The 14,978-nt window shown below is 65.1% G+C and carries 15 protein-coding genes; 5 read left to right on the top strand and 10 right to left on the bottom strand.

The features are described 5' to 3' along the window. Nucleotides 1–6: 6 nt before the first annotated feature. The 3 genes from K289_RS0120425 to K289_RS0120415 all read right to left on the bottom strand — a co-directional run bounded on the left by K289_RS0120425 (nucleotide 7) and on the right by K289_RS0120415 (nucleotide 1,383). Nucleotides 7–432, bottom strand: coding sequence for a hypothetical protein (locus K289_RS0120425; RefSeq protein WP_027553233.1), 426 nt, complete (start codon nucleotides 430–432; stop codon nucleotides 7–9). A gap of 165 nt (nucleotides 433–597) precedes the next feature. Beyond that, nucleotides 598–870: a DUF2312 domain-containing protein gene (locus K289_RS0120420; protein WP_018641571.1), complete on the bottom strand. Its 273-nt coding sequence runs from the start codon at nucleotides 868–870 to the stop codon at nucleotides 598–600. Between the two features lie 210 nt (nucleotides 871–1,080). Beyond that, a complete protein-coding gene (locus K289_RS0120415; protein WP_027553232.1) occupies nucleotides 1,081–1,383 on the bottom strand; it encodes a DUF1244 domain-containing protein in 303 nt (100 codons plus the stop codon). 184 nt (nucleotides 1,384–1,567) lie between these two features. Between K289_RS0120415 and K289_RS0120410 the strand changes: the two genes are divergently transcribed. Continuing rightward, nucleotides 1,568–2,161, top strand: coding sequence for a DUF1036 domain-containing protein (locus K289_RS0120410; RefSeq protein ID WP_027553231.1), 594 nt, complete (start codon nucleotides 1,568–1,570; stop codon nucleotides 2,159–2,161). Continuing rightward, entirely contained in the window at nucleotides 2,158–3,594 is a 1,437-nt protein-coding gene (pyk, locus tag K289_RS0120405; protein ID WP_027553230.1) for a pyruvate kinase, read from the top strand. Before K289_RS0120410 ends, pyk begins: the two co-directional genes overlap by 4 nt. A 273-nt stretch (nucleotides 3,595–3,867) precedes the next feature. Here the strand turns inward: pyk and K289_RS0120400 are convergent, their stop codons facing one another. Next, the gene (locus tag K289_RS0120400) at nucleotides 3,868–4,548 is read right to left on the bottom strand and encodes a TetR/AcrR family transcriptional regulator (RefSeq protein WP_027553229.1); all 681 of its coding nucleotides are present in this window, start codon (nucleotides 4,546–4,548) and stop codon (nucleotides 3,868–3,870) included. A gap of 283 nt (nucleotides 4,549–4,831) precedes the next feature. Here K289_RS0120400 and K289_RS0120395 point away from each other — a divergent pair, with 283 nt between their 5' ends. Beyond that, on the top strand, nucleotides 4,832–5,809 hold the full coding sequence (locus tag K289_RS0120395; protein ID WP_027553228.1) for a phosphatase PAP2 family protein: 978 nt from the start codon (nucleotides 4,832–4,834) through the stop codon (nucleotides 5,807–5,809). A gap of 165 nt (nucleotides 5,810–5,974) precedes the next feature. Here K289_RS0120395 and K289_RS0120390 read toward each other — a convergent pair whose 3' ends face one another. Next, nucleotides 5,975–6,139, bottom strand: a complete 165-nt coding sequence (locus tag K289_RS0120390) for a Flp family type IVb pilin (protein WP_027553227.1) — start codon at nucleotides 6,137–6,139, stop codon at nucleotides 5,975–5,977. Between the two features lie 293 nt (nucleotides 6,140–6,432). Here K289_RS0120390 and K289_RS0120385 point away from each other — a divergent pair, with 293 nt between their 5' ends. Together K289_RS0120385 and K289_RS0120380 are read left to right on the top strand one after the other, a co-directional pair. Continuing rightward, entirely contained in the window at nucleotides 6,433–7,923 is a 1,491-nt protein-coding gene (locus tag K289_RS0120385) for a hypothetical protein (protein WP_027553226.1), read from the top strand. A 90-nt stretch (nucleotides 7,924–8,013) separates the two neighbouring features. Then, the gene (locus K289_RS0120380; RefSeq protein WP_035685313.1) at nucleotides 8,014–8,367 is read left to right on the top strand and encodes a hypothetical protein; all 354 of its coding nucleotides are present in this window, start codon (nucleotides 8,014–8,016) and stop codon (nucleotides 8,365–8,367) included. Nucleotides 8,368–8,416: 49 nt separating this feature from the next. On the opposite strand, the gene K289_RS0120375 is transcribed toward K289_RS0120380, so the two are convergent. The 5 genes from K289_RS0120375 to ybgF form a co-directional block, all read right to left on the bottom strand. After that, complete coding sequence (locus K289_RS0120375) at nucleotides 8,417–9,637, bottom strand: ABC transporter substrate-binding protein (protein ID WP_027553224.1); 1,221 nt, start codon at nucleotides 9,635–9,637, stop codon at nucleotides 8,417–8,419. Between the two features lie 399 nt (nucleotides 9,638–10,036). After that, entirely contained in the window at nucleotides 10,037–10,447 is a 411-nt protein-coding gene (locus tag K289_RS0120370; RefSeq protein WP_027553223.1) for a DUF3052 family protein, read from the bottom strand. 12 nt (nucleotides 10,448–10,459) lie between these two features. Continuing rightward, nucleotides 10,460–12,382 carry an ATP-dependent zinc metalloprotease FtsH gene (ftsH, locus tag K289_RS0120365; RefSeq protein ID WP_027553222.1) on the bottom strand — a complete coding sequence of 641 codons (1,923 nt, stop codon included), beginning with the start codon at nucleotides 12,380–12,382 and terminating at the stop codon, nucleotides 10,460–10,462. 254 nt (nucleotides 12,383–12,636) lie between these two features. Then, nucleotides 12,637–13,713, bottom strand: coding sequence for a tRNA lysidine(34) synthetase TilS (tilS, locus tag K289_RS0120355; RefSeq protein WP_027553220.1), 1,077 nt, complete (start codon nucleotides 13,711–13,713; stop codon nucleotides 12,637–12,639). Nucleotides 13,714–13,888: 175 nt separating this feature from the next. Further along, entirely contained in the window at nucleotides 13,889–14,911 is a 1,023-nt protein-coding gene (ybgF, locus tag K289_RS0120350) for a tol-pal system protein YbgF (RefSeq protein WP_027553219.1), read from the bottom strand. Nucleotides 14,912–14,978 lie beyond the last annotated feature (67 nt).

The following is a 14,978-nucleotide window of genomic DNA, read 5'->3' as shown; positions in this document are numbered from 1 at the left end:
CAACTGCTATCGCGCTTTCCTGCCCCGCCGATCCAGATGATACGTCAGCGCCAGCGACAAGCAGATCGATAAAGGTTGCTTCGGCAGCGCGCCCGAGACGGGCAACAACAACGCCCGGGTCTGCCGATATTCGAAATGCTCCGCAAACCGTTCACGAAACGTGTCGACCAGCGTCGTCCTGCAGTTGAACAGGATGGCGGCGAGCTCTGAGTCTTTCACGCGCCCGAGACGGATCGTGCTGCCGCTGCCCGTCTCCTCGGTGAGATAGGCCGGCTCGCCCCATTTCAGCGCCTCGGTCAACCGGCCGACCTCTTCATGCGCCGCGGCGGTCGCAAAGATCAGCGCGCGCACCTGGAGCAGCCGCCTGCTGATCGGCGCCGGAAAGGCGTCGAAGGCACGGCCCACCTCGCGCGGCAGCGGCGGCGCAGTCACGATATCTCTCCCCGGCCCAAAGCTCAGGCGTCGTCCTGGCGCAAGCCAGGACCTAACCGCGGAATCTATCAATGAAGCGCGATGTCAGTCTCGCGGGACGACAGAATAACTGCGTGGCTATAGGGAATCCACCATCCTGGCTTTCGCCAGGACGACAGCCAGCCCTCAGAGCATCCCCAGCGCCTGCATGTAGGTTTCGAGGATCGTCTCGGCCTCGGCGCGCTCGTTGGGATCCTGCTTGCGCAGGCGCACGATGGTGCGCAGCGCCTTCACGTCGTAGCCGTTGCCCTTGCTCTCGGCATAGACGTCGCGGATGTCGTCGGAGATCGCCTTTTTCTCTTCCTCCAGCCGCTCGATGCGCTCGATGATGGATTTGAGCTGGTCCTTGGCAAATTTCGTCGCGGGTTCGTCGTCGCGGACGGCGGCGGAGGTGGCCATCTTGTACTCCCAATGGAACTGGCAAAACGAGGTGACGCCGGCATCGTCACCGCGCGTGCTGCTTGACCCTTAGGGTTGGCGGCCCTCGCGTTCAAGGCAACAACGCAATCGTCCACAGCGCGCCCACATCTTCCTGCACAAGGACAAGAAAGCCGTTGTGCTTGCCGCGCGACTCAGGCCGCACGCGTCGACGCCGAAGCCTGGACGGTCTTAATGACCGGGATGGACCTTCTTCATCGCTTCGAGCTGCTCTGGCGTGGCCGTGCCCTGATATTTCGTCTTCCAGGTCTCGTAGGGCATGCCGTAGACGGCCTCGCGGCTCTCATCCTTGCTTAAGGCGACCCCTTGCGCGTCGGCCGCATCCTTGAGCCAGTTGGACAGGCAATTGCGGCAGAAGCCCGCGAGGTTCATCAGATCGATGTTCTGGACGTCGGTCCGCGTCCGCAAATGCTCGACCAGGCGCCGGAACGCTGCCGCCTCGAGCTCTGTTCTGGTTTTGTCGTCGATTGCCATAGCTGGATCTCTTACCCTGCCCCGATTGGCTCTCACCCCGGTGATTGGCTCACCCTTACGGGATCAGGTGGGGTCCTGTCACAGATTTTGCCATATCGCGGCGCAAACCGGCCATCGGGGGCGGTCCGGCAGTTCCGGTCCCTCTACGCGAAATCGTCAACCATCTGATATAGCTTCCGCGACAATGATCGCCGAATCTCCCCGCTCACCCCTTCGCCTGCTTGCCCGGTTGGTCCCGGTGCTGGTGGTCGCCCTGCTGTGCCTCTGGAATGGCCCGGCATCGGCCGACTTCCGCCTCTGCAACAACACCTCGAGCCGGGTCGGCATCGCGCTGGGCTACAAGGACGCCGACGGCTGGACCACCGAGGGCTGGTGGAACATCTCGTCCCGCTCCTGCGAGACGCTGCTCAGGGGCACGCTGGTTGCCCGCTACTATTACATCTACGCGATCGACTACGACCGCGGCGGCGAATGGTCCGGGCAGGCCTTCATGTGCTCGCGCGACAAGGAATTCACCATCCGCGGCACCGAGGACTGCCTTGCGCGCGGCTACGACCGGACCGGCTTCTTCGAGGTCGACACCGGCGAGCAGCGGGCCTGGACCGTGCAGCTCACCGACGCCAACGAGCAGCCCTCGCAGCAGCGGGTACCCGGCCTGCCGGGCCCGGTTGGCCCGGGCGGCGTTCCGGGTTTGCCCAATAGCCCGCCGGGTGCTACGCCCCCGCCCTCGCCTGGCCTCCCGCCAGGCGCCCCTCCCCCGCCTGGGAATAAGCCATGAGGCGTCTTCGCCGTATCAAGATTCTCGCGACCCTGGGACCTGCCTCTTCAGACCTCGCGATGATCCGCCGCCTGTTCGAGGCCGGCGCCGACCTTTTCCGGATCAATATGAGCCACACCCCGCATGACAAGATGCGGGAGCTGGTGGCGACCATCCGCAACGTCGAGAGCAGCTACGGCCGGCCGATCGGCATCCTGGTCGACCTCCAGGGGCCGAAGCTCAGGCTCGGCGCCTTCGCCGAGGGCTCGGTCCAGCTCCAGAACGGCCAGACCTTCACCCTCGATTCCGACAAGGCACCAGGCGATTCCACGCGCGTCCATCTCCCGCATCCGGAGATTCTCGCCGCCTTGCGGCCGGGCCATGCGCTCCTGCTCGATGACGGCAAGGTGCGGCTGATCGCGGAGGAAACCTCGAAAGAGCATGCAGTGACGCGTGTCGTGGTCGGCGGCAAGATGTCGGACCGCAAGGGCGTCAGCCTGCCGGATACGGACCTGGCGGTCTCGGCGATGACCCAGAAGGACCGCGCCGACCTCGAGGCGGCGCTGACGACCGGCGTCGACTGGATCGCGCTGTCCTTCGTGCAGCGCGCCGACGACGTGATCGAGGCCAAGAAGATGATCCGCGGCCGCGCCGCCGTGATGGCCAAGATCGAGAAGCCGCAGGCGATCGATCGCCTCGCCGACATCATCGAGGCCTCCGACGCGCTGATGGTGGCGCGCGGCGACCTCGGCGTCGAGCTGCCGCTGGAGCGCGTGCCGAGCCTGCAGAAGCAGATGACGCGCATGGCGCGCCGCGCCGGCAAGCCGGTGGTGATCGCCACGCAGATGCTGGAATCGATGATCCAGGCACCGGTGCCGACCCGCGCCGAGGTCTCGGACGTCGCCACCGCCGTCTATGAAGGCGCCGACGCCATCATGCTGTCGGCGGAATCTGCCGCCGGAAAATTCCCGGTCGAGGCGGTCTCGACCATGAACCGCATCGGCGAGGAGGTCGAACGCGACCCGACCTATCATTCCATGGTCGCGGCACAGCGGCCCGCACCTGAATCCACCGCGGGCGATGCCATCGCGGATGCCGCGCGGCAGATCGCCGAAACGCTCGACCTGCCGGCCCTGATCTGCTGGACCAGCTCAGGTTCGACCGCCGTCCGCGTCGCGCGCGAACGGCCGAAGCCGCCGATCGTGGCGATCACGCCGAACATCACGGCCGGCCGCCGGCTCGCGGTGGTCTGGGGCGTGCACTGTGTGGTCGCCGAGGATGCGCGCGACCAGGACGACATGGTGAGCCGCGCCGGCCAGATCGCGTTTCGGGATGGGTTCGTCCGCGCCGGCCAGCGCGTGATCATCGTCGCCGGCGTGCCGCTCGGCATTCCCGGCACCACCAACATGGTGCGCATCGCCTCCGTCGGCCCCGAGGGCGACGCGAATATGTGAGGCTCCCGTAATTCCGGGGCGCTCGCGCATTCGCGGGCGAACCCGGAATCCGGGGATTGCGGCGCATCCGACGATGCTGGCCTGATCGCGCCGCAAAAAATATCGAAAACAACCCCATGCAAAGTAGCCGGTGACGGCCCGGCATGATGCCTTGCGCATCTCACGAGGGCGGCATGGCGCCACCATCGGCGTGCGGCGGTCTTTCGAAAACTCACTCTCGGACAGCAGCTTAAACGCGATGAGGTCCCATGCCGCTTCGATCGGGCGCCGGCCTTAAGCCCCTACCAGCGCCTTTGCGGTCGGTAGCAGCGTCTGCTGCACCACGAGGCCACGGGCGCGGGCGTCCATGACGCCGACGGCGCGCAGCGCGAGCAGCGTCACGGTCTGCACGGCATCGCGCATCTTTGCGGGATCTTCGAGATTGTCGGGGGCGAGCGGCCCGACCAGCGCCTCATGCAGCGCGCCGAGCAGCGCGGTCGCGGCAAGCGCGGTGTCCTGGGCCGGCAGGTGGCCGGCGCGCACCGCGGCCTCGATCCGGGCGGCTATCTCGCCCGCGATCTCGCGCCGGCTGGCAAGTCTGGAGGCGCTGACATCGACGTCGACCGGCTCGGCCAGGATGCCCCAGGCCAGTCGGCGCTGGGACAGGGTGTGGACGGCGACCGTGGTGACGGCGGCCGCCAGCGCCGAGGACGGGCCCGGCGCGGCATCGGCCGCCCGGCGGATCGCCGCGAGCTCGTCGCGGGAGACCTCGGCGATCAATTCGGAGATCAGGTCAGCCTTGGAGGGGAAGTAGCGATAGACGGTTCCGGCCGCGACATTGGCCCGAACCGCGACCGGCGCGATCTGCACCGCCGCCATCCCGCCTTCCGCCGCCGCCTCGCGCGCCGCCGCGAGAATGGCGCTGCGCCGGGCCGCAAGGCGCTTAACCACTTGATGCGTCCGCCGATAAACCATGGCGCGCTTCCTGTCCCACCCACGCCGACCGCATGCCCTGCGCCCGAACGCTTCGTCACCAATTTCGCTGCAAATCGCCCCCAAGAACTGAACAACTATTCAGAGCGAATGACAAGAAGCAAATGCGCGGAGCCGCAATCCACGCAACGCGGTTTGGACGTTCCGCTGGACCATCTCTTGGACGTCTAAAACTGCAGCGAATCTCTTGGCGAATGGCTGACTACAATTCTTACCGCCATCTTAAAGCGGGCCCGCGATTGTACGGCATCAATTTCGGTGCAGCATGATCGATACGGACGCCCGAACCGCCTGGCAGCTCTTCCACGTGAACTGGCTTCCCATCGCAGCCATGGGCAGCCTGCTGGCGCTCGGCCTCGCCTTCACGGGGCTTCGGCTCGAGCCGATCGCCTACGGCGTGACGCTGGCGATCGCAGCCGTACTGCTCGCCGTTACCTATCTTCATCAGATGACCAAAGGCGAGCGCGCCGATCCAAAGCTGGTGTTCTCGCTCGGCACGATCGGTCAGATCATTCTCACCTGCGCCATCGTGGGCCCGCTGAGCTTTGTCGCGGGCAAGATGGGCTGGCCGCTGCAGGACCACGCGCTGCTTGCGATCGATCGCGCGCTTGGCATGGATCCCGAACCGATCGCCCGCTATGTCAACGACCATCCGTGGCTCGCCGACGTCCTGTCGCGCGGCTACGGACTGATCAAATGGCCGCTGCTCGCCATCCCCATCGTGCTGGCGCTGACGGCGCGCTATGTGCGCCTACAACTGTTCATGCTCGCGATGAGCCTCGCGCTCGCGATCACCATCGCGATCTCGGCCGTCGTCCCGGCGATCGGCACCTATTACGGATTGCAATTGCCGGCGGCCCACTTCCCCGACATCAACACCGCGATCTATGCCGGGCAGCTGCGCGACATCCTCGCCTTGCGCGACGGAAGCCTGCACGAGCTCAAACTGTTCAAGCTCTCCGGCATCGTCTCGTTCCCGAGCTTTCACGCCGCCTCAGCCGTGCTCTACATGTGGGCGCTGTGGCCGGTGCGCGGCATCGGCGGCATCGCCGCCGCGCTCAACCTCTTGATGATCGCCGCGACGCCGGTGATCGGCGCGCACTACATGATCGATGTCATCGGGGGCATTGCACTCGCCGCGGCGTCGATTTGGGCCGCAAGATGCTATCTCTCATGGATGAGCCGCGCGTCGGACGACGTTGCGAAGGACGCGTCACCCGCCTGGCAGCCAGGCCTCGGCTAGAGCTACCGTAGGGTCGGCAAAGGCGCGTAGCGCCGTGCCCACCAGCATTCTCGCAGTTCAAAATTTTTCAATGGTGGGCACGCTTCGCTTTGCCCACTAAATCACCGCCCAAAAGAAAAGAGCCCCGTCCAGGACGGGGCTCTTTTGATTCCAGTTCGTCTGGCCTTACTTGAGGCTGGACGAGATCGAGCCGAACTTGGCGTTCAGCGTAGTACCGAGGCTATTGACGACGGTGATGATTGCCAGCGCGATGCCGGCAGCGATCAGACCGTACTCAATAGCGGTGGCGCCGGATTCATCCTTCACGAAGCGCGCAACGAGGTTCTTCATAGACTGCTCCAAAGAGTACACGAGGCTACAACTGGTCTGGTCTCTTGGCTTCCCAGCGCCGCCTGACCATGGAACCGACTGTAAATGCAAAGGATTGCGCCGCAGTTAACTCGACCGCGTAAAGACGGGGCGGTTTGCGTGTATTCGCCGATGGTAAATCGAAATTGAAAACGATCGGTTAAATAGTAGGGATTTGAAACCGCGCTGCGTGCGCCGATTTACCCGAAGTTATGACCGCCATGGTCCAATGCCGCCCGGCCAACCGGAAAGAACAGGCAGGACGTCAAGGCGGCATGTCCCTCTCCTTCACCAACAGCATTGCGGTCCACGGCCGCGCGCGAGCGCTGGTGCCGCTGTGCGTCGGCGCCGGCGCCTATCTCTTCTTCCTTTATGTCGGCGACACGCTGCTGCAGGACTCCGACTCGTTCTGGCAGATCAAGATCGGGCAGTGGATCCTCGATCATCAGGCGATGCCCTATACCGATTTCTATTCCTTCACACGGCCAGGTGAGCCCTGGATCTCGACGTCGTGGCTGTCGCAGGTGATGTTCGCGCTGTCCTACGCGCAGTGGGACTGGGCCGGTCCGGTGATCCTCACTGCGCTTGCGGTGGCGCTGTCGGCGGCGATCTTCGTCTATCTGCTCGACGCACATCTCGAGATTCCACGCTCCGTGCTGTTCGCGATGCTCGCGGTCGTGCTGTCGCTGCATCACATTCTGGCCCGCCCGCACATCCTGGCGCTGCCCGTCATGATCGCGTGGGTCGGCATGCTGATGGCGGCGGCCGATCGCAGAGGCACACCGTCCTGGTACTGGCTGCCGCTGATGTCGCTGTGGTCGAACCTGCATGGCGGCTTCGTGCTGGGCCTCGCGCTGATCGGCCCGACGGCGCTCGTGGCGATCTGGGGCATGGAGTCCGGCAAGCAGGTCCGGCTGCTGCTGCGCTGGTTCCTGTTCGGTGTCGCCGCGATGGGAGCGGCTTGCGTCACGCCCTATGGCTGGCGAACGCTGCTTGGCGCGACGAACATCCTCAATCTCGGCGAACTGCTCTCGGTCATCTCGGAATGGATGCCGGCGAATTTCGCTTCCTTCACCGCGTTCGAGGGCGCGCTGTTCGGCCTGATCGCGATCGGCCTTTTCCGTGGCCTCACGCTTTCCCCACCGCGCATTCTCCTGATCCTGCTGCTGACCTGGATGGGACTGACCCATGTCAGGAGCATCGAGGCCTTTGCCTTCCTGGTGCCGCTGGTGCTGGCCAAGCCGCTCGGCGAACAATCACCGCGGCCCGAGCTGGACGCGACGGGCGGCGAGAGCTGGCCAGCCCGCTATGTCACTGCGCTCGGCGCGCTGATGATCGTCGGTGCCGCCTGGACCTCGACATCGATCTACTTGTCGCACCATCGCTTCAGCTTCACGATGGAGCAGACGCCGGTTGCCGCCGTCGACCAGCTCGAACAGCGCAAGGCACAGCGCATCTTCAACGCCTACCAGTTCGGCGGCTATTTGATCTCGCGCGACATTCCGGTGTTCGTCGACGGCCGCGCCGAGCTCTATGGCGAGAAGTTCGTGATGGACTTCTTCAAGGCGGTGGAGGTCAAGAAGCTCGACAACCTGACGCGGCTGCTCGACGAATACAAGATCGACGCCACGCTCATGGTTGCGGACGCCCCGGCCGCCCAGGTGCTTGATCACATCAAGGGCTGGAAGCGGCTCTACGCGGACAAAATTGCCGTGGTCCATGTGCGGGACACCACGGACGGGACGACCGCGACGCCGTCGAAGTGAGGACGCAGCTCTGCGGCGCGTACACGTAAAATGAGATGCCCGCTTCCAAGCGGCCGTTCAGGCTCATCACGCAGATGCTATGGAAGCTGAATGTCGCTCTTTTTGTGCATGCTCGCCTTTGCACTCCTCGGCGTTGCCGGGTGGGGTTTTACGTCCGTGATGGCGGAGTTGGCCAAGTCACAACCCTGCGAGCCGGTGGACACCTTTTCTCGTAGGTTCGAGGTCGATGAATTCATCTGGGGTCCTCGCGCACCGTTGGCATTACGGAAGCAATATATCGCTACGCAAGCTTGCGCCGTCCCGGCATTCCTCTGCCTGGCCGCGCTTGTGTGGATCAACGAGCCGCGTCCCGATCTCCGCACATTGGGAGCTCTTGGCTTTTGCGCCATTTCAATTTTCGCAGCCGCTCTTTTGGCTTGGAAAGCCCTTCGGCGAGAGAAATAAAGCATCTGGGTGCGGCTAGACTGCTTGTGCCCCAAGCCGCCTCGCTAAATCAATTTCCCGTCTGCAGCTCGCCAAAACGCTCCCAGCTCTTGCCGTTGAAGCGCATGAACTGCATCTGGTCGACCGGGACGTGATCGGTTGGGCTGGTGTTGACCTTGATGCCCGGCAGCAGCATCGGCAGCTCGAGGTCGTGGATCGCGTAGGCCTGCTTGAGGATGTTCTCGGTCGACAGATCATCGCCGCAGGCTTTCAGCACCGCCTCCAGCGCCATCGCGCTGTTGTAGGAGTTGACGTAATTGGTGTCGTGCTGGTCGGCCTCCGGCACGTACTTTGTCATGAACTCGCGCCAGCCCTTGACGCCCGGATCGTCCTTCCAGGCAGGATCGTCGGGGTCCTTCACATAGGCGGTGGAGAGAATGCCGGTGCCGGCTTCCAGTCCCGCGGGCTCCATCACGGTCGAGACCCACACCGCGACGTTGGACAGAAACGTCATCGGCCGCCAGCCGATCTCGAAGGATTTGCGGATCGCCTGCGCCGCGAATTTCGGCGTCGCCGCGATCACGAACACGTCCGCGCCTGACGCCTTCAGCTTCACGATCTGCGAATCGATGGTCGGGTCCTGGATCTCGTAGGTCGCGCTGGTGACGACGGTGTCGTATTTGTCGCCGAGCACGTCCTTGAGGCCGGCGAGATAGTCGCGGCCATAGTCGTCGTTCTGCGAGATCACCGCGAATTTCGCGCTGGGATTCTTCGCCAGCGCATAGCGCGCATAGAGCCGCGCCTCGTAGCGGAACGGCGCCTGCACGCCCATCGTCGCCTGCGGATATTGCGCGATGTCGGCGAATTTCGAGGCGCCGGAGCCGATGAAGAGCTGCGGCACATTCTTGCTCTGGAGATATTTCGCGATCGCCGTGTTGTGGGCGGTGCCGATCGAGGAGAAGATCAGCGCGACCTCGTCGCTTTCCACCAGCTTGCGCGTCTGCTCGACCGATTTCGGCGGCGCATAGCTGTCGTCGAGCGAGATCAGATTGACCTTGCGGCCGTTGATGCCGCCCTTCTCGTTCAGCATCCTGAAATAGCCGACCTCGCCCTTGCCGAGCGCACCGAACGCCGAGACCGGTCCGCTATAGGGCATGGTCTGGCCGATCCTGATTTCGGTTGCGGTGATGCCGCGCATGTCGGCGGCGATGGATGGGGTGGTCCATGTCGGACATAAGAACGTCAGGAACGAAACGGCGCCAAGCGCGCCCAATGCCGTCGCACGACGCATCGGCTTCCCCTCCCCTTTGTCCTGCGCGGTCGAGCCGCACCTTTGTTTGGAGGGAGCATGCCATGGCGGCCGCGAGACGCCAATCATTATCGCGCGGGATCGTAGGGTGAGCAAAGCGCAAGCGTGCCCACCATCGCAAGCACGGCGCGGATGGTGGGCACTGTGCAAGAGCGCCTTTGCCCGCACCGCCACCAAATCATTGCGAGCGCAACTGCATCAACATCGTCATTGCGAGCGCAGCGAAGCAATCCAGACTCTTTCCGCGGATACATTCCTGGATTGCTTCGCTGCGCTCGCAATGACGGAGTTTGCGGCTATAGCGCGCCTCCCTCTCGTGTCCCGGACGCGCTGCGCGATGGTGGGCACGGCGCGCGCCTTTGCCCACCCTACGGGCCGGTGCTACTTGGCGCGATCTTTCACGGGGATCACCAGCTTCAGGGCGGACCAGATATCATCAACGGCGCAGACCTTGATGTCGACGAGGCCGCTCGCCAGCGCGGTCTCGCGCACCACCGTTTCTGTGACGTCAGTCGCAACGCCCGAAGTCTTTTTTGGCCATGACGCCCAGATCATCCCATCGGGCGCAATCGCCTTGCGGTAGCGGCGCAAGCTCGCAGCAAGACCTTTGGCTTCGGTCGCAAAGAGATGCACGAGCTCGAGCGGAGCCTTGGCCTGCCTCGCGATCTGCACGCCGTCAGGCAATTCGCCGACGATGTCGCCATAGGCAACGGGAAGACCATCCACAAAAATGCGAAAGCCCGGCTTGATGCCGAGCTTTTGCACTAACGGTTTGCCGGAATAGCCGGCCATGGCGCGCAGGCCTTACGCCTGCGGCTGCGGCTCCAGGCCTGGATCCGGATCGGGCCGCGGGCGCGACTTGCCGGCCGGCGGCACGGCGGAAGCGCGCGGCGTGGTCGGCTCGAGCACGGACTCGCGGTTCGGCTTCTTGCCCTTGAGCAGGTCGACGATCTCGTCGCCGGTCAGCGTTTCGAACTCGAGCAGGCCCTTGGCGAGCGCCTCGAGGTCGGCATGCTTCTCGGTGAGGATGCGGGTCGCTTCCTTGTAGCCTTCCTCGACCAGGCGCTTGATCTCGGAGTCGATCTTCTGGACGGTCGCCTCAGAAGCGTTCTGCGTCCGCGACACCGACATCCCCAGGAAGACCTCGTCCTGGTTCTCGCCGTAGGAGACCGTGCCGAGCTCTTCCGACAGGCCCCAGCGCGTCACCATCATGCGGGCAAGGCGCGTGGCCTGCTCGATGTCGGAGGCGGCACCCGAGGTCACCTTCTCGCGGCCGAAGATCAGCTCTTCGGCGACACGGCCGCCCATCATGATGGCGAGGCGCGAGGTCATCTGCTCCAGCGACATCGACAGCTTGTCGCGCTCGGGCAGCTGCATGACCATGCCCAGGGCACGGCCGCGCGGAATGATGGTCGCCTTGTGGATCGGATCGGTCGCCGGCACGTTCAGGCCGACGATGGCGTGGCCGCCCTCGTGATAGGCCGTAAGCAGCTTCTCTTCCTCGGTCATGACGAGCGACTTGCGCTCGGCGCCCATCATCACCTTGTCCTTGGCCTCCTCGAACTCGGCCTGCGTCACCATCCGCTTGTTGCGGCGGGCGGCGGTCAGCGCGGCCTCGTTGACGAGGTTCATCAGGTCGGCGCCGGAGAAGCCCGGCGTGCCGCGCGCGATGGTCTTGAGGTTGATATCCGGCGCCAGCGGCACCTTGCGGACGTGAACCTTGAGGATCTGCTCGCGGCCGACGACGTCCGGATTGGGCACCACGACCTGGCGGTCGAAGCGGCCCGGACGCAGCAGCGCGGGATCGAGCACGTCGGGACGGTTGGTCGCGGCGATCAGGATCACGCCCTCATTGGCCTCGAAGCCGTCCATCTCGACCAGCAGCTGGTTCAGCGTCTGCTCGCGCTCGTCATTGCCACCGCCGAGACCGGCGCCGCGGTGACGACCGACCGCGTCGATTTCGTCGATGAAGATGATGCAGGGCGCGTTCTTCTTGGCCTGCTCGAACATGTCACGGACGCGGGAAGCACCGACGCCGACGAACATCTCGACGAAGTCGGAACCTGAAATGGTGAAGAACGGCACGTTGGCTTCGCCCGCGACCGCGCGCGCGATCAGCGTCTTGCCGGTGCCGGGAGGGCCGACCAACAGCACGCCGCGCGGGATGCGGCCGCCGAGCCGCTGGAATTTGCCGGGATCGCGCAGGAATTCGACGATCTCCTGGAGGTCCTGCTTGGCCTCGTCGACGCCGGCGACGTCCTCGAAGGTGACGCGGCCATGCGCCTCGGTCAGCATCTTGGCGCGCGACTTGCCGAAGCCCATCGCCTTGCCGGCGCCGCCCTGCATCTGCCGCGACAGGAAGATCCAGACGCCGATCAGCGCGATGAAGGGCAGCCAGGAGACCAGCAGCGAGACGAACCACGGCACGTTGTCGCCCGGCGGCTTCGCGGTAATCTGGACCTTGCTGTCATAGAGGCGCTTGACCAGCGTCGGATCGTTCGGCGCATAGGTCTGGAAGCTCGAGCCGTTGGTGAAGGTGCCGTGAATCTCCGGCCCCTGGATCACGACGTCGCGCACATTGCCCTTGTCGACCTCAGTCAGGAGCTGCGAGAAGGCGATGTCCTGGGAGGCCGCCCGCTGGCCCGGATTCTGGAAGAGCGTGAACAACGCCAACAGCAGCAAAACAATGATGACCCAGAGGGCGAAATTGCGCAGATTGGCGTTCATCGATCTTCCTTCGTGGTCGCGCGGATCGCGGCCCTGATCCTTCAGGAGCTACTTGGGCAATACGAGGAAATCCCCAAGGAATCCTCTCGGTTAGACGCATACAATTTAGGTGCCGCCCCGGTCGCTGCCAAGGGAACGAGATGGGACTATTTATCCCATCTTAGCCCGATTCCCGCTGAAATAATGGCACCGGATCGGGGGTTTTTCCTGCCTGGTTAAGGTTGCTCTGATGATAGTGCCTCGATCAGCCGGTGTCATGATCCGCCCCTCGATCCGTTCCTCGCGCGTCGAGCGGGCGCCGGCGCGATATGAATTCGTCCCCCGGCGAGGCTGATGAGGGCTCCCGCAAGCGTCTGCTTCAGGAGCGGCCGGCCCTTTGCGAGCGTACGGCCGTCCCCGGCAATGGCTTGATCAAGCATCGCCATGAGCGTTTCAACCTTGCCGAGTTCCGCCGGCCCCTCGTGCCCGAGCGCGTTGATGGCCCGCAGCAAAAGCCGCAGCCGGACCTCCTCCGGCAGGGATGCGAAGGCCGACGCCTCGAAGCTTCGCGCGGGCAGGCCATGCGACGCATCGCCGCGATCCCTGAGCCTGAGGAAGCGTTCGGCGCCGTCGGTCAGCACCTCCACCGCCGCGTTGGCCCGGGCCAGCCGCGCTGCGAGCCGCGCAAGACCCCGGGCATCGCCGCCTTCGGCCGCGAGCTGCGGCAGCAGAGCGCGCAACCGCGGACGCGTGAACGCGGTGTCACGGTTGCTCGGGTCATCGGCAAAACCGATCTTCGCCCGTTTCAGCGTGGCGACGAGCTGCGACTTCGGAATGTCGAGCAGCGGACGCGCCAACATGATCCCCTCGCGCTCGGTGATGCGCGCCATCGCCGACAGCCCGGCGATTCCGCTCCCGCGGAGCAGACGCATCAGAAGCGTCTCGGCCTGATCATCGCGGGTGTGCGCGGTCAGCACATGGGTCGCGCCGGCCGAACGAGCGGCCCGCGCAAGCAGGCGGTAGCGGGCTTGCCGCGCCGCGGCGGGCAGACCGGTCTTCGGCTTCGGCCCGGTCCAGCGCATGGTCCGGTGCGTCAACTCGAGCACTGTCGCGAGCCGCTTGACGTCGCGCGCCTCGCGCGCCGCTTCCGGTCGCAGACCATGATCGACGGTGACGGCGACGAGGCGCGGGCCATGCGCGAGGCTGCGTTGCCAGCGCGCTGCAAGCCACATCAGCGCGACCGAATCCGGCCCGCCCGAGACCGCGAGCACCAGCGCGGGCGCGTTCTTCAGGTCGGCGAAGAGCAGCTTCGCCGCACGGGCCGAGATCGGCGAATTGTCGTCGTCTGACATGACGCTGCCCAGCAATCGCCAGCGGATGGAAGACTGTCTAGCGCAGCACCATCCACCTTGTCAGGATCAAACGCTGCGCACTGGCGCGATTCTATTGTTCGAGCATGATCTCCGCGCAAACGCGTTCCGCGTTTGTCGCGAGGGAAAACCGCCTCACACTTTTCCGGATCATGCTCTAGCACTTCACGCGCTTCTGCTCGCGATCGACGGCGGCTTTGACGCCGGCAGAGGCGCGCGGATATTTGCGGCCGACCTCGCCGAAGGCGGCGCAGGCGGCCTCCTTCTCCTTCAGCGCCGCAAGCGACTGGCCGAGCCGCAGCAGCGCATCCGGGGCCTTGCCGGACCTATCGTATTTGGTGGTGACGGCGAGGAAGGCTTCCGCCGCGTCGCGATATTGCTGGCGCTGGAAATAGCTCTCGCCGAGCCAGTACTGGGCGTCACCGAGCAGCGGGTCGCTCGGATATTTCTGCGCGAAGTTCTTCATGGTCTGCTCGGCGAGCGCATAATCCTTGCGCTGCATGTAGCCGATGCCGAGGTCGAACTCGTCGCGCGGCGATTGCGAGGGCGGCTGGGTGGTAAGACCGCCGCCGGCCGGTGCTGGATAGCCCTGCTGCGCCGGCGCCGGTGCCTGCTGCTGCGGGTAGCGGCTGCCGGTGTTGGCGAGGTCCAGCGGCTCGCCGGCGCCGCGGCCGCCGGGCGCGCCGACCGGAGCCGTCGCCATCGGCTGCTGACCGCCGCCGAGCGCGCGCGGCGCACCCGGGGCATTCGGGCTCTGGTTCGGGTCAAACGCATCGCCGCGGCGGCGGGACCCCGGCGCCCCAGGGGGCGGCGCTTCCTGAACGATCGGAGCCGGCGCCCCGCCCTGCGGCTCGTAGGCCGGCTGGGTGGGCTGGACTGCCTGTTGCTGGCGATAGGTCGGCGCGGACTGGGCGGGCGGCATGGCCGCCACGTTGGGCTGGGCCGGCACCTGTCCGGGCGCGCCTTGCGCACCGCCCTCGAGCTGCCGGATCCGCTCTTCGAGCTGGCGGTTGCGATATTGCAGTTCTTCGTTCTGGCCGGTGAGCTGGCGTAGCTGATTCTCCAGCCGCTCGATCCGCATCTCGGCGTCGGCATCCTCCTGCGCGAGGACGGGCGAGCACAGAGAGAGCAGCGTGGCGATCGCCGCGGTGCCGGTAATGACCTGGAATTTAGATGACATTTTGCCCTGACGACGAAAGCGACGTGGCGCGCGGCGGAACTCTCGCCGCGCCACACATTGAGAGAGG

This window comes from Bradyrhizobium sp. Cp5.3, from assembly GCF_000426265.1.
Taxonomy (GTDB): domain Bacteria; phylum Pseudomonadota; class Alphaproteobacteria; order Rhizobiales; family Xanthobacteraceae; genus Bradyrhizobium; species Bradyrhizobium neotropicale.
Note: the sequence above shows the minus strand (reverse complement) of the source record. Positions and strands in the feature narration are given on the sequence as shown.